This window comes from Bradyrhizobium sp. (assembly GCF_035652035.1).
Taxonomy (GTDB): Bacteria; Pseudomonadota; Alphaproteobacteria; order Rhizobiales; family Xanthobacteraceae; genus Bradyrhizobium.
In genome coordinates this window covers 1-14,420 of sequence record NZ_DASREO010000045.1, presented here as the reverse complement: position 1 = coordinate 14,420, position 14,420 = coordinate 1, and the positions used below count along the sequence as shown (strand labels likewise).

The following is a 14,420-nucleotide window of genomic DNA, read 5'->3' as shown; positions in this document are numbered from 1 at the left end:
CAAAGTGCTCAAGCTCCCGGGCACGCAATCCTCGTCGTCGACGATCGTGATCAGTTCGGTCGGGCGATGATTTGGATTGCCCGCTTCGCCGGATCCGGGCGACTTGGCCAATGATTTCGAGATTACGCGGCAAATCTCGGCGCGACGAGCGCATTCTTCGGCCTCGCGGTGGCACAATCGGATTTCCTCACCAGGCCTTTGAAGCATTTTGTTATCTCGCGGCGCTCAAGCAGAGCAGCAGAAATAGGATCAACAGGATAACAACGAAAGCACTAAGTTTCGGCACGGCAATCCGATTAACCAAAGGATTGCCAAATACACCAAAGTATATGGCCTAGCTATTCGCGCTCGGAGTTCATAGAATTGCCGGAGCAGGGCTTCTTTTTACTTGTCTGAAAAACCGGACTTTGGGTGTGTCGATGCATGGGACAAAGATGCTTGCGCGCTCACGGCACATGGAGACTTGTGCTGGGCGATCAGCCAATGCTGCCGAACCCGATCCTGCCGAATCAGAACAACCGATCGTCTTTGTCGTCGATGACAGCGCCGATGTTCGTGAGGGCGTAAAGCAGTTGGTCGAGTCGGTGGGTTTGCGCTGCGAGGTCTTCACAGCGCCCAGAGAGTTTCTTCGGCGCGGCCCGATAGTGGGGCCGGCCTGCTTGATCTTGGATGTCCGGTTGCCGGAGATGAACGGATTAGACCTGCAGGTACAACTCGCCAGGAAAATCCCCACGATCATGATTACCGGCTACGGTGATATCCCGATGGCCGTTCGCGCGATGCAGGAAGGCGCGGTCAGTTTTCTGACGAAGCCGGTTCGCGAGCAAGAGCTTCTTGACGCGATCTACGCCGGACTTGAGCGGCATAGGGCGCGACTGGCGCAAGAGGCAGAGCTCAAGGACCTGCATGCCCGTTTCGAGACCCTCAGCCCGAGAGAGAAAGAGATTATGCCGCTGGTGGTGGCAGGGCTATTGAACAAACAAATTGCCGCAGAGGTCGGCCTGAGCGAAGTCACCGTCAAGGTCCACCGCCATAAGATGATGATCAAGCTGAGTGCAAAGAGCGTGCCGGACCTTGTGCGGATGGCCGAAGCCTTGGCTATCCGAAACGGTGACTCCAGGCAGCGCGATTAAGGCATCAGCGGGTTTTTCACGACTTTCAGCAACGCTCGGCTTGATGGATCGCTCAGCGCCCAGGCGCCGAAGGTGCCGCTCGCGCTGCGGCTCGGGCCAGTCTTCGAATTCACGCCGCGCCGATTCATCGGCAGCTATCTCGCCGGAATCTGCGAGGGGGCGGTAAGTCATAGAACCGCCATGGCGCAGACCGGTGGCAATATTCAATGGTGAATCCCCCGGTACTCGATTGGGTGAAATAGCACTCCCTTATGCAATGGACCGGCAGCGCGCTTGAACTTTTCGCCAAGGTCGGCGAGCCAGCCGGCGCGACCGCTGGCTGCCCGCTTTTGCCTGCTCCAGAATACGCGCCGAAATCATTCCGTGCTGAATCGCTTGTCATCAGCACGATCATGCCAGACCCGGGCAGTGCGGCTGCAGGCGCAGTTGCCGCCGTCGCCGACGCCAATCCAGCCACGAGGCCAAGCCACAGTTTTCGCTCAACTTTCATGCGCGGCCGCGTCCGTTGGTCGGCGTGGCAGGCCATCCCCATTGCGGGTCATTCGTGCGCATCGGCACCTTCAATCGACCTTGTTATCGCCGCGCATGCGGTCGCGCTCGATTCGTCGGTCGTATCGTGATCCTTATCCCCGGCCAGGGATGGCCGAATTGCCGGTAGACCAGGTGCGGCGAGCAATTGCCCTGGCGATCGCAGACCGGAATGCCGACAAGGCCCGGCGAAACCCATGACAGATCATAAGGCCCGTAATCGTGGACATAGTCGCAATGCGGAGCGCAGTCGTACGCAAAGGCAACGCCTGACGCCGAGACAAGGACGCACAGAACGGCCGGCGCAAGAATTCTCGGCATGGATGGCGCTCTGAATCCACCTGCGGAAGGTGCCGCCGAGATTCAACCGCATCCCGCGGCGGCGATTGCTCCGCGCTCTAACCTGAATGTCGAACGTCCGCACCCGCGTCCGACGACTGTTTCGGCCGTCGCGCGCGGACATGCAAAGCTACCATTCGTAACGGCGACGTGAGAATGACAAAAGCGCGGGACTGGTACGCGGCTTCGGCAGGCAATTGGCCTCCACCCGCGCCTCCGAGATTATCGGCGAACGATACCAAAGGGTTATCGTTCGACACCAAAGCATGTTGTCGGAAGCGCACAGCCCGCGAAAATTTTCCAAAATTTGTGGATGGCCAAGCTTTGCGGATGGTCCCGCGGCGACTGTTCGACTAGCCTTCCGGTTGCACCGTTACGGCGCCTTGAGGAGACGACACAGCACAAAACGGGGGACGAACATGAGCGCAGCTTGCAGTCTCGCTGACGGAGCCGCTGACGGATCGGTTGGTCGATCGCATGTTCGGTCTCGCGCAGCGGCGGCATGTCTTGCCTTGGCGCTTTGCGCATCCGCGGCGACGACCGCGCGCGCCGACGAGGGCGGCGTCAGCTTCTGGATCCCCGGATTTTTTGGCAGCCTCGCCGCCACGCCGCAGCAGCCGGGATGGTCGGTGACGTCGATACTCTACAACACCAACGTCTCGGCAACCGGCAATGCCGCTCTGGCCCGCGAGATCACCATCGGACAATTCAATCCCGCCGTGAACACCAGCGTCAGCGCCAGTATCCGCGCGAACGTAACGCTCGAAATGGTCGCTCCAACCTACGTTTTTGCAACACCGTTCCTCGGCGGTCAGGCAGCCATCAGTGTGCTTGGCCTGGTCGGCGTCAACGACACGCATTTGAACGCGACTGCGACTGGAACGGTAGGTCCAATTCCCTTCACGAGAACCATCGACCTTCAACAAACCACTTCCGGGGTCGGCGATCTCCTTCCGATGTTCGTCGACCGGTGGAATGCCGGCGTCAATAATTACATGGTCTATCTGACCGGTGACATACCGGTCGGGCTCTACAGCTCCAGCAATCTGGCCAACATCGGCCTCGGCCATGGCGCCATCGACGGCGGCGTCGGCTATACCTATTTCGATGAGAAGGCCGGCCACGAGTTTTCGGTGGTGACTGGATTGACCGGCAATTTCGAAAACACCGCGACAAACTATACGAATGGCATCGACTGGCACCTCGATTGGGGCGCGTCGCAATTTCTAACCAAGCAGTTGCAGGTCGGCCTGGTCGGCTATTTCTATCAGCAACTGACGCCGGACAGCGGCTGCGCCCCGATCATCTGTCCGTTCGAGTCGCGCGTGATCGGCGTCGGCCCGCAAATCGGATACCTGTTTCCGGTCGGCGACAAGCAGGGCTATCTCAACCTCAAGGCCTATGGCGAATTTGACAACAATGCCAGGCCCGATGGCTGGAACGTGTGGCTGACGTTCGTGCTGTCGCCGAAGGCGCCAACCGCCACGGCCTCGTCGTCGCACATGCTGACGAAATAGCGAGAGAGATTCCCGAAAGGATCGACAGCGAAATTGTCGAACCATTTGGAGCGCATCGTGAAACACTTTCGCTTTGCGAGCCTCGTTTTTTCTGCACTCAGCGTCGCCTTCTCCGCGCACGCCGCGGACATGCCAACGAAAGCACGGCCACCGGCTTCTGCGCCTGCGCCCTATAATTGGGCGGGATTCTATGTCGGCGCGAACTTCGGCGGCGCCTGGAGCAGCGGCAACCTCAGCATTCCGGGCAACAATTTTTACGGCGGCCTCACCGAGTTCATCGCCGGCGTTCAGGCCGGTTACAACATTCAGTACGAACATCTTCTGTTTGGAGTCGAGGGTACGTTCGACGGGGCGACCTTCGATCATCCGCCCCTTCCTACCCCAACTCTCGGCTCGGTCAGTCAGCATTGGATCGGCACGGTGGCGGGTCGCGCCGGCATCGTCGAGGACCGCTGGCTCGTGTACGGCAAGTTGGGCGGCGGATGGGTGGGAAGCAGCGCGATACTCAATGCGCCTGGCCTGACCTGGAGCGGGACGAATACCAATGGCGGTTGGCTCGTCGGCGCCGGGCTCGAATACGGATTCAAGTCGCATTGGACCGTCCGACTGGAATATGGCTATCTCGGGCTCGGCGGCTGGAATTCAGCCACCGTTCCCCCGGTGGCTTTGAATCACGACGTCCAATGGATCGCCGCCGGCATCAACTACAAATTCGAAAGCGGCCTTTCCGAACCGGCTGCGTCGGCAAGCCCCAAGCGCGCCCGCGAACCTTCGGAAGATGAAGATCTGGCAAAAAAATCGCAAAATCCCATCGCTGATCTCGTCAGCGTTCCTTTCCAGAGCAACACGAACTTCAACGCCGCACCGTTCGGTCGCACCCAGGAGGTTCTCAACATTCAGCCGGTCGTGCCGATGCACATCAACGCCGACTGGAACATGATCTCGCGCACCATCATTCCGGTCATCAGCCAGCCCGATCCGGTATTCGACCGCAACACGAACGGTATTGGCGACATCACACAGTCATTGTTTTTCTCTCCCGTCCACTCAGGCGCGCTGATCTGGGGGGCGGGGCCGGTATTCACCATTCCGTCGGCCACCGATCCAATCCTCGGCACCGGACGCGTACTGCTTGGCCCCACGGCCGTCTTCGTGGTGACCCCGGACCACATCGTGATGGGTGTGCTCCTCAACAATCAGTGGTCGGTTGGCGGCGACGCGCTGCGACCGTCCGTGAACACGTTCCTGGCGCAGCCATTTTTCAATTATAATATGGCGCACGGCTGGTATCTGACCACGTCGCCCGTCATCACCGCGAATTGGCTGGCGGCGCCGGACCAGCGATGGACTGTCCCGATCGGCGGCGGCTTCGGGCGAATATTTAAAATCGGCGAGCAGCCGGTCAGCGCGAACATCGCGACCTATTACAATGTGGTCAATCCTGCCGGCGCGCCGAACTGGCAGCTGCGCGCCGAGCTGTCGCTGCTGTTCCCCGTGAAATAAGCGACACGCAAAAACTGTCCGCTCCGGGTCGCGAGCTAGTCCCCGGAGGTTTACTTCCTCGAACACACGAGCTTAAAAGCGTTGACAATCTGCTCGCTGTACGAGTGCATGTGAATCTCGCAAGCGGTTCGATTGGTGAACTCGTGCTCGTCGTATGTCGGAACCGGATAGCCGAACATCAATGTGTAAACGATCCAGATTGCAGCAGGCTGCATTGTGAGACCCCCCGTGCCAGACCGCTCGCCGATAACGAGCGGCAGCCACACCCCAGGCCAATTGTCACCGAGGCGGCGGACCAAGTCCACCGCGCAATAATTGCGCTCACAGGGAAAGCTACTTCGCCACAATTTCCTGCGGCAAAGCTTGGCAATCGATTTCGTGCCAGGAATTCAAGCGCTGTGTTGCTTGCTCGCTCGCTCGATAGCGGAGAAGCTTCCAAATGAAAAGAGAGGATGGGCACCAGAAGTACGTCCCAGCAATGAGCCAAGCAAAAAAGCGCGGCGCGCCTATTGTCGGAACCAGGGAATTGTCAAGTAAACGCAGATTATCATTGCGAGGATCGGAGCCACCCATACCCATTCCAGCCAAAGCCGGCGAGACCAGTGAGCGGGAAGCAGCGCAACTATAGAGCCAAACATGAACGCGCCGAGAGCGGCCGTGGCTGTCCACCCGTACCACCACACCTCGGGCGCGAGAAAATCCAAAACTGGATCGGCGACATCGCGGGAACGGTGCATGCCCGGAAGGACGACGCCGAGCGAAGGATAGATGGTGAACAGCGCAAGCCCTTTTGCCCTCGCTACCACATAGATGAACGCGAACCCCGTGCCGTAGGCCAAGGCGAAGCGGCGAAATATCGGAGCGGACGTCACGATCCGAAGCCCATAATATCATTCATGACGTGACCGACGATAAAGCCCCACCAAACAATGAACCCGAGGATAGTGGTCAGGGCGACCTCTGTCCGGCCGCGCTTATCAGCAAACGGCCAACGCCAACTTATCCAATAGGCCGGCAGCAGGCCCAAGCCGATCGCAACGAAATCCTCCTTGAGATCGAAGAAGCCGAGCGCATGCCAGTGACGATCGCGTTCCAGGTCGGGCTGAATATCAACCTTGAAATACAGGTAGACGATCGCCCCCAGCAGTGCGCCGCCCAGATACAGACCAACGATGGCATTGGTGTAGGCGGCCGGCGGCACGGTGCGGAAGCGGCCGAAGAAGGAACTTGGACGGGCGCCAGATGGTGCCCATGCCGCCAGCGTTTGGTGCGTGATCGCGCCGAGCAGCGCGACCGCGACGAGACCATGCAGTATCAGAAGCGCCGTCGCCATGACCGGGATCGGCAGGAGGATCTAGGTGAACAGCGCCTCGGTCCCGAACGGCTCGGCCGATCCTGGTCGGTAGCGCGTCAGGGTGAATTTCGTCTTCTGACCCGGTTCGACATCCACCAGGACGTAGTTGTACTCCTCTCGCGGCGGCTGGCCTTTCCAGTAGAGCTCCGGCGGATAGTCGGCTGGGACTTTGATACTGGTGCGGCCGGGGAGGATCGGGTCTTGTTCTGCGCCCCCGCCGCCCAACAGCAGGTATTTCACACCATCAACGTCATATAGCTCGGTCGTGTGAACGTGCCCATTGAAGACGACTAATTCCAAGTCCTTGGCATAGGCTGCAATCACTTTGTGGGGATTATCAGGTTCTGGGATTGGACCGAGGCCGGCGCGGCAGAACACCGGATAATGGAAGACGATAAACGTCTTTTTGATGCCCTTGGCCTTGGCCTCGTCCAACCACTGCCGCAACTGCGTCATCTGCTCTGCGTACTTTGGCCGATCGCCGTCCCACAGCGAGGGCGACCGGTAGTCGTATTTTCCGGTCCACAGAAAGACAAACCGCACGTCCTTGAAGTCGAATTTGTAGATCAGCCGCTCCGGCGTCACCCCGAAGTTCTTCAGATACGGCACGGCGTCAACGTACCCGCGATCTTCGGATCGCCCCAGACTTCGTGATTGCCGGCTGAGAGGAACCAGCGGCCTTCGAGCCCGGCGGCGCGCATCTCGTTGTCCGGGGGCGGCAGCTGCTTGAGCATCGTGTCGTTCAGGCGCTTCCAATATGGGCTGTCATTGATAGATAGGCCCTGATTGCCCCACCAGACGACGTCGCCGCTGTTGACTACGAATTTGGCGCGTCCGACCTTCACGTCGCGCACGATCTCACGCGCCACCCAGTCGCCGCCCTGCAGCTGGAACATTTCCCGGTGCACGCCGGGAAGCAATTTCACGTCCTCGACCGTGGCTCGGGTCACCCAGCCCTGGTCTACTGACAGTGTCATGACCTCGGTCTTTGACATGAAGGGCATGATGACCTCGATGAGTTCCTTGGTGGCCGGATCGAAGATCATCTTTACATCGCGCTTGACGACCGCTTCCGCGACCCGCTCCGGCATGACCAAGCCAAACATTTCGACAAACAATTCGACGAGGTCTGGATTGCCCTGCTTGTAAGGTAGGTACATCATCGGGCGCGAATCGCCGCAGGCGGCGAACGAAAAGCCGCCGCCCGCCGCGGTTGTCTGCGCTTGCGCGGTAGTCGACAGCACTCCGCCCAGGGCCGACGCCGCCGCCATGCCCGAAACCAGCGTGCGGCGATCAATACCGGTACTGGCAGAGTTCTTGGTCATTGATTTCTCCCGGTCAACCTATCGTCTCCGATACGCCGCTGAAACTTCCAAATGAAAAAGAGAGGACGCGCTGTTCACATCCAAGACACGCGCAGCGCGTCCGCGAAAACGCCGAGCGTCGCTAATCGCTCGGGTGCTGCGCGCCCGCCTTTTTGATTTCGTCCATGATGCCACTGAGGTTGTAGCTCTCAGGCGCCTGGAGCGGCGGGAACTTCTCGAACGTCTGCAAGTGCTTGAGCCACAGTTGTTGACCGATTGGCAGCATATTCCAGTCGTATTGGAAGGACGTCACCGGCCCCCCGAGCGCCCCACCTAGGCTCATGGCCGTCTTCTGGTCGATGCCGACCGCCTGCTCGAACGGATCGCGCTTGATGTTCTGCACCAGTGTGAAGTGGAACGGCGTAAGCGGCATGATCCAGCCGGCCGGCCCGGGCTGCGACATGGTGTAGTACATCTTCCAGTTCTTGTAGCGCACGGCCGACGGCGTCGCGCCCGAGTAATAGAAGAAGTGATCGCGCGCAGACTTCTCCGAAGTGCCTTCCAGATAATCGCGCTGGTCGAAGCCGTCGAGCGTGGTCTTGACGATGTTGGGATACCGTCCGGCCTCGATCTGCTGCTTCAGTCCGTCGCCTTTGGGGCCGCCCGCTATGTCGACCAATGTCGGCAGCCAGTCGAGCGCGGCGAACATCTGGTTTTTCACCGTTCCCGGCTTGATGTGACCAGGCCAGCGGACGACCTGTGGCGAACGATAGCCGCCTTCCCACGCCTCGCCTTTCTGGCCTTTGAACGGCGTCACGCCGCCGTCCGGAAAGCTGATCGCCTCGGCGCCATTGTCGGTGGTGAAGACGACGAGGGTATTGTCGAGTTGTCCCATGTCCTGCAGTTTTTTGAGGACATAGCCGATGTTGTCGTCCAGCTGCTTCATGCCGGCTTCGTTGACGCCCCAATCTTTTCCGCCGGTTTCGCCGACCATCGCCTGATACTTCGGCGACAGCACGGTGGTCACGTGCATCCGCGCCGGGTTGTACCAGACGAAGAACGGCTTGCCGGTCTTCTTCGGGTCGTTGCGGTCGAGGAAGTCGACAACCTTGTCGGAGATCTCCTCGTCCACTGTCTTCGAGCGCTCAAGCGTCAGAGGACCTTCATCACCGCAAGTCTGGTTCTTCTCCGTACCGTCGGAGGAATGGCACCAAAGCACGTTACGCGGCGGCGTCAGACAAACGGTGGTTTTCGGATCGACGGCGCCAGGCACTTCCGCGATGCCGGGGATCGGCGTGTTCTTGCATGGCGGCGCCACTGTCTGCGTGTTGGTGTTCTTGTTGATGTCGGGGAAGCTCACCTGCTGCATCGCATCGAGGTGATAGAGATAGCCCCAATATTCCTGGAACCCGTGCGCAGTCGGCAGTGCCGCCGTGTGATCGCCCAAATGATTCTTGCCGAACTCGCCGGTGGTGTAGCCGAGATCGCGCAGGAATACCGCCAGCGCCGGCGTGCCTGGTTGCAGGTAGGATGGGCTGCCCGGAAGCTGCGGCGGGATCATGCCGGTGCGTACCGGATACATGCCGGTAAAGAACGCGTTGCGACCGGAGGTGCAGCTCTGCATGGCGAGATAGTCGGTGAAGATCGCACCTTCGTTGCCGATGCGATCGATGTTAGGGGTTTCCCCGACCATCAGACCACGGTGATAGATGCTCGGCTGCATCCAGCCGATGTCGTCACCCATGATGAAAACAATGTTGGGCTTCTGTGGCTGCTGCGCCGACGCAGGCACATCCGGGGTTGCCAAAGCGGCGACCCCGGCCATCAGGCTAAGCCATAACTTTCCTTTCAACTTCATGGCTATTTTCTCCAGTTGTTGAGCTAGTCCGTCGCCCTTAAGATCGCTCGTGCATGACGCAACGAAATCCGATGTGACTCATCGACGAATCGATTTGCTGGGCGTGCCGCGCCGCCGGCCGATAGCGCCGGCAATAATTTGGTGCGCAAAGGTGCGAGCCGCCTTTGACGACCCTGCGCGATATCTTCACGTTGGTCTGGCACGGATCGTAACTTGCTTCCTCGCGGCCGCCGCGCGGATTTTCCGGAACGCAGCACGCCTTCGCCGCGTCGGGCGGATGCTTGGCGGACCACCAATCCGTGGTCCACTCCCAGACATTGCCGATCATGTCGTACAGGCCGTAGCCGTTCGGCGGGAAAGCCGTCACCGGCGACGTGCGCTCGTATCCGTCGGTCGCGAGATTTTGCAGCGGGAATGCGCCGTGCCAGGTATTGGCCATCGGGTTGCCGCCCGGCATGAATGCGTCACCCCAGGCGAATTCGGCGCCGTCGAGTCCACCGCGCGCCGCGAATTCCCATTCGGCTTCGGTCGGCAACTCCTTGCCGGCCCACTTGGCGTAGGCTTCGGCGTCGTCGTAGGCCACATGCACGACCGGATGGTCGTCAAGGCCGCTGATGGAGCTGCGCGGCCCGTAAGGCCGCCGCCAGCTGGCACCGAACTTGTACGTCCACCATTGCGACCAGTCGCGCAGATCAACCGGGTGTTTCGGCGGCGTGAACACCAGCGAGCCGGCCTTGAGCATGTGCGGCAGGGCGCCCGGATAATCCTTGGGATTGGGCGCAATCTCGGCCGACGTGACGTAGCCGGTTTCGTTGACGAACTTGCGGAAGTCGCGATTGGTGACAGGCGTGCTGTCGATCCAGAACCCGTCCACCGTGACTCGATGAACGGGCGCCTCCTCCGCATAGTGCTTATCGGACCCCATGCGGAACGTGCAGCCGGGGACGTAGATCATCCTGGATAGGCCATTGCGATCCACGGCGCGCTACCCCTACCCGCGTACTGATTATGATGCGCGCCCAGTGCCTCGGAGATGCCGGGCGACGGAAGAAACAAGACCTAACGGTGGTTTTAGCCCGTTAATTTGCAGCGCGCCTACCTGGACGGTAGTCCATTTGCGCTATACCGAAGTCCATCAAAGCGCGCGTTTGGTATAAATAAAAGATCGTCGCCGGGTCTGTTGTCTGCTCATCAAAACTGTTCGGCGATTCAGAGCGCACACTTAAGTATTCCCGATCCGTGTCGGGGTGCGTTTATGACAATCTCGTTCGCGCCATTCGATGAAATCGACGACACTTTCTGCCAAAGTGCGGTTAAGCCGTATGAGTGGGTAGTTTGCCTCGTCGCGCAACAAATGGAGACTCCAATGCGCCTCATGACGATCGCCGCGCTCCTCGCAGCAATGATTTCCGGCACCAGCGCATTCGCGCAGCAGTCTGTATTTCATCCCTTCTGTATGCAGCGCGGATCGAGTACCGAGTGCGCCTACGACACCATGGCGCAATGCATGGAGTCCAAGATGAACCCGGCGGACAGCTGCATCCCAAACCAAAGCAATCGCTGAGGGTCGCAAGCGCCCAAAGCAGCGACATAAACTCACGCAGCCGCGGCGTCGGTCACGTCGAGCGGCGCGATCAGCTTCACGCCTTTGAGCTGAACGCCGCGGCCGGTGCGGCCTTCGCGCACGACTTTCAAGAGCGGCCGGCTCGATGGATCGCTCAGCCACAGGCGCAGCAGGTGCCGCTTGCGTTGCGGCTCCGGCCAGTCCTCGAATTCGCGCCGCGTGTGCAGGGTGACGAAGTTGTTGAGAAGCTGGATGTCGCCGGGCTGGAAATCCATGTCGATCGCGCAGGCTTCGACGGTCGTGCGGTATAGCGCGATCGCTTCTTGCTGCGTTTGCGTGAACGGCGGCACGCCCGGCAGCTTTTGCGCTTTGTCGATCGCGGCGCCGAGCCCGGTGGCGCTGAAATAGCCTTGCGTGAAACAGAAGATCGGATGCTTGATCCAGGGCTGCTCGCCGGGATTGAGCTCGCCGCTGCGCGAGCGATAAAGATCGCCGCACAGTGCCGCGGCAAGATCGGGGCGCTGCGCGAGCATGCGGTTGTAGACCGTGACCGAACTGGCAACCCGGCTGGCGCCGCCGCTTTTGGCGGTCTGCAGGCACAGCAATCCGACATAGTCGCAGGCATCGGAGTGGAATCGCATCTCGGCGCGGGTCATGTAACCGCGGGTGTCGGCATCGGCGTAGTTGCCGCCGAGATCCTTGACGTGGCCGAGGATGTGGCCCTGGGCGTTCTGCGACATCGCTTTGCCGAGGTAGGCCCCGAGGCCCAGATAGGCGATCGCCTGCTGCTCGCGATCGAGCCGCTGCAGCGGAAAATTCCGCAGCATGACGAGGCCGCGGCCGTCGATCAGCTCGCGCCGCACATCCGCCAGCACACCGGCGAAGCGCTGCAGCGGAAAATTCTCGCGGCTCACCTCCTCGATTGGAGCGCCGTGGCGGCGGAATGCAGCGACACCGGCGACCAGTTCATCGGCATCGCGATCGGTGATCGCATAACTGAAATCGTCGACGCTGCCCAAGTTTTCCGAGCTCCAGCCGGCCGGATCGATCACGGGCTGCATTGGTTCGGCGGCAATGCGCTTGCTGCGAAGAAAGCTGCGGAAGTCAGCCATGCCTGTTCTCCACACTCCTCATCCTGAGGTGCTCGCGCGCAGCGCGAGCCTCGAAGGATGCCGGCCGATGACTCACGGGCCTCGCCCTTCGAGGCTCGGCGCTTACGCGCCGAGCACCTCAGGGTGAGGTGAACATTTGCGTCGGCGTTCCTATTCGAGCACATCCTTGACCTTTTTGGCCAGATCGTGCGGCGCGGCATAAATCCTGGCGATGACGTTTTCCGCTTCCTCGCCGGTGACGGCATCGACCGGCAACGACTGCTTCTGCGCGTCGGCCAGAAACGCTTCGTCGCGCAGCGTCGCCGCGAAGGCGTCGCGCAGCATCCGCACGCGTTCCGGCGGGACGGCCTTGGCGACGATGAACGGCCGGCCGAGCTCGCCCGGCGCGGCGAGAATCGTCAGGACATCCTTGTCCTCTTTGGTGGCCGCCAGATCGACCACATAGGGCACGCCCTGCGGCATGTCGGCCGGGCGCTTGGGCGAGAACCGGACCAGGGGATTGATCTTGCGTTCGGCAAGCCAATCCGGCGGGATCGAGCTCCATGAGGCGCAGTTGCCTTCGAGCTCGCCGCGCTCGAGCGCAAGCCGCTGCTCGGCGCTGCCGGGATAGCCGGCGATCTGGCGGACCGGGGCGTTGAAGATCTTTCGCAAAATGGCGCCGTTGACATAGGCCTGCGAGCCCTTGGCGGTGGTGCCGATCAGAAACTGCCGGCGCGCCATCATGTCCTGCCAGTTTTTGATCCCGGTCGCGGCCCAGGCGTAGCAGACCCGGATATCGCGCAGCATGTTGCCGATCCATCGATAGTCCGAGAATTTGACCTTGATCGTGTCCGGCACGGCGATCGATTCCGAAATCAGCCCGGGATCGAACATGGTGATGACGGTGCCGTCCTGCGGCGCCGACGCATCGAGATAGCGCACCGCCGTCAACGTCGCGGCGCCCGGCATGTTCTGCACGATGACGTTTGGACTGCCCGGGACGTGTCGGCCGAAATGGCGGGCCAGCATGCGGGCGTAATTGTCGTAGCCGCCGGCCGGCGAATAACCGACCACGATGGTGATCGTCTTGCCGTCGTAGAATGATCGAGACTGGGCGAACGCGGCGGCCATCACGGTCGCGGCCAGCGCGGCGGAAATCGTCGACAAGATCACCGCACGGCGCATCCGATCGCTCTTCGTGCGCATTTTGCCCGCGTGGAGGCACCAACACCCCATCATTCTTAGCACGGACGCCCAGGATAAATCAGCCGGTAGTCCCAATTGCGCTTTGCGCAATCCGGGCTACGCTTGTGCCGACTGGCCGTCCAGGACATGGCCCCGTCCGGGTACGAAGGAGTGCTGTCATGCTGTTCACTATTCCGTCGATCGAAATGCCGAATGTCGATCTCGAAGGCATCATGCGGCGCCTGCTGGAGACCGGTAAGCGGACCCAGCAATTGTGGCTGACGGCGGACTCCATGGCTTTTGTTGCGCGCGGCCGCGAATACCGCAGCGAATTCCATGTCAACCCGAGCTACGAGATTCAATATTCGCTGCGCGGCGAGCTCAAGCTGCACTATCGGACCGAAGAAGGCGTCGAGAAGATCGCGGTCGTTCCGGAAGGCTCTTGCCTGTTCCAGCCGCCGTTCGTGCCGCATTCGCCGCGGTTCGCGCCGGATGCGTTTCAGCTCGTCATCGAGCGCGCCCGGAAACCCGGCGAGATCGACCGCTTCTTCTGGTTCTGCCCGCAGTGCGACAGTTTCCTGCACGAAGAGAACTACGCGGTGGACGATTATCGCGCCGATCCGGTGACCCAGGCCTATCGCAATTTTTACGATTCGGAAGAATTCCGGACCTGCAAGAAGTGCGGCACGGTGATGCCCGCGCCGGCGTCGCTCTGATGCGAGACTGCGAAGCCGCGGCTTGCGCTCGGCTTCGGCACGCGCCGCGGATTTGCCGGTCCATGAGATGAACATGGCGAGTGCGCCGCTCTACATCGTTGTCAGACTGTGGGTCAACCGCGGTCGCGAGGCGGAATTCGAGGCCTACGAGCGCAAAGTGTCCCGCATCATGGCCCGCTATGGCGGCGCGATCGAGCGCGCGATCCGCCTGCCGAGGACGTCGGACGACGTGTCAGACCAGCCTTTCGAGGTGCACGTGCTCACGTTTCCCAGTCGCGATCGCTACGACGCGTACCGGGACGATGCGGAGCGTCGTTCTCTGGATGGC

15 protein-coding genes are annotated in these 14,420 nt (G+C 60.7%); 6 read left to right on the top strand and 9 right to left on the bottom strand.

Annotation, left to right across the window (positions count from 1 at the left end; all coding sequences use genetic code 11):
- Window positions 1–207 (bottom strand): hypothetical protein (locus tag VFB05_RS13665; protein WP_325013209.1); only part of this gene is annotated, 207 nt, incomplete at its 3' end.
- 227 nt (window positions 208–434) lie between these two features.
- On the opposite strand from VFB05_RS13665, the gene VFB05_RS13660 reads away from it, so the two are divergent.
- On the top strand, window positions 435–1,133 hold the full coding sequence (locus VFB05_RS13660) for a response regulator transcription factor (RefSeq protein ID WP_325013206.1): 699 nt from the start codon (window positions 435–437) through the stop codon (window positions 1,131–1,133).
- A gap of 573 nt (window positions 1,134–1,706) precedes the next feature.
- Here the strand turns inward: VFB05_RS13660 and VFB05_RS13655 are convergent.
- The gene (locus tag VFB05_RS13655) at window positions 1,707–1,982 is read right to left on the bottom strand and encodes a hypothetical protein (RefSeq protein ID WP_325013204.1); all 276 of its coding nucleotides are present in this window, start codon (window positions 1,980–1,982) and stop codon (window positions 1,707–1,709) included.
- Between the two features lie 530 nt (window positions 1,983–2,512).
- Between VFB05_RS13655 and VFB05_RS13650 the strand changes: the two genes are divergently transcribed.
- Together VFB05_RS13650 and VFB05_RS13645 are read left to right on the top strand one after the other, a co-directional pair.
- Window positions 2,513–3,517 (top strand): SphA family protein, encoded by a 1,005-nt coding sequence (locus VFB05_RS13650; RefSeq protein WP_325013202.1) that lies wholly within the window; start codon window positions 2,513–2,515, stop codon window positions 3,515–3,517.
- A gap of 57 nt (window positions 3,518–3,574) precedes the next feature.
- Window positions 3,575–5,020: an outer membrane protein gene (locus tag VFB05_RS13645; protein ID WP_325013200.1), complete on the top strand. Its 1,446-nt coding sequence runs from the start codon at window positions 3,575–3,577 to the stop codon at window positions 5,018–5,020.
- Between the two features lie 868 nt (window positions 5,021–5,888).
- Here the strand turns inward: VFB05_RS13645 and VFB05_RS13640 are convergent.
- The 5 genes from VFB05_RS13640 to VFB05_RS13620 form a co-directional block, all read right to left on the bottom strand.
- Complete coding sequence (locus tag VFB05_RS13640) at window positions 5,889–6,353, bottom strand: hypothetical protein (protein WP_325013198.1); 465 nt, start codon at window positions 6,351–6,353, stop codon at window positions 5,889–5,891.
- Window positions 6,354–6,374: 21 nt separating this feature from the next.
- Entirely contained in the window at window positions 6,375–6,983 is a 609-nt protein-coding gene (locus VFB05_RS13635) for a hypothetical protein (RefSeq protein WP_325013196.1), read from the bottom strand.
- Entirely contained in the window at window positions 6,971–7,699 is a 729-nt protein-coding gene (locus tag VFB05_RS13630) for a hypothetical protein (protein ID WP_325013194.1), read from the bottom strand. Before VFB05_RS13630 ends, VFB05_RS13635 begins: the two co-directional genes overlap by 13 nt.
- A 121-nt stretch (window positions 7,700–7,820) precedes the next feature.
- Entirely contained in the window at window positions 7,821–9,503 is a 1,683-nt protein-coding gene (locus VFB05_RS13625; protein ID WP_325013211.1) for an arylsulfatase, read from the bottom strand.
- 70 nt (window positions 9,504–9,573) lie between these two features.
- On the bottom strand, window positions 9,574–10,491 hold the full coding sequence (locus VFB05_RS13620) for a formylglycine-generating enzyme family protein (protein WP_325013192.1): 918 nt from the start codon (window positions 10,489–10,491) through the stop codon (window positions 9,574–9,576).
- Between the two features lie 300 nt (window positions 10,492–10,791).
- Between VFB05_RS13620 and VFB05_RS13615 the strand changes: the two genes are divergently transcribed.
- Window positions 10,792–11,100, top strand: coding sequence for a DUF3551 domain-containing protein (locus VFB05_RS13615; RefSeq protein ID WP_325013190.1), 309 nt, complete (start codon window positions 10,792–10,794; stop codon window positions 11,098–11,100).
- Window positions 11,101–11,132: 32 nt separating this feature from the next.
- Here VFB05_RS13615 and VFB05_RS13610 read toward each other — a convergent pair whose 3' ends face one another.
- Both VFB05_RS13610 and VFB05_RS13605 read right to left on the bottom strand, forming a co-directional pair.
- Window positions 11,133–12,212 (bottom strand): TauD/TfdA family dioxygenase, encoded by a 1,080-nt coding sequence (locus VFB05_RS13610; RefSeq protein ID WP_325013188.1) that lies wholly within the window; start codon window positions 12,210–12,212, stop codon window positions 11,133–11,135.
- Window positions 12,213–12,362: 150 nt separating this feature from the next.
- Window positions 12,363–13,397: a hypothetical protein gene (locus VFB05_RS13605; protein WP_325013186.1), complete on the bottom strand. Its 1,035-nt coding sequence runs from the start codon at window positions 13,395–13,397 to the stop codon at window positions 12,363–12,365.
- 158 nt (window positions 13,398–13,555) lie between these two features.
- On the opposite strand from VFB05_RS13605, the gene VFB05_RS13600 reads away from it, so the two are divergent.
- Window positions 13,556–14,092: a 3-hydroxybutyryl-CoA dehydratase gene (locus VFB05_RS13600; RefSeq protein ID WP_325013184.1), complete on the top strand. Its 537-nt coding sequence runs from the start codon at window positions 13,556–13,558 to the stop codon at window positions 14,090–14,092.
- A gap of 73 nt (window positions 14,093–14,165) precedes the next feature.
- Window positions 14,166–14,420, top strand: a 255-nt coding sequence (locus VFB05_RS13595; RefSeq protein ID WP_325013182.1) for a hypothetical protein, incomplete at its 3' end; no start/stop codon positions are given.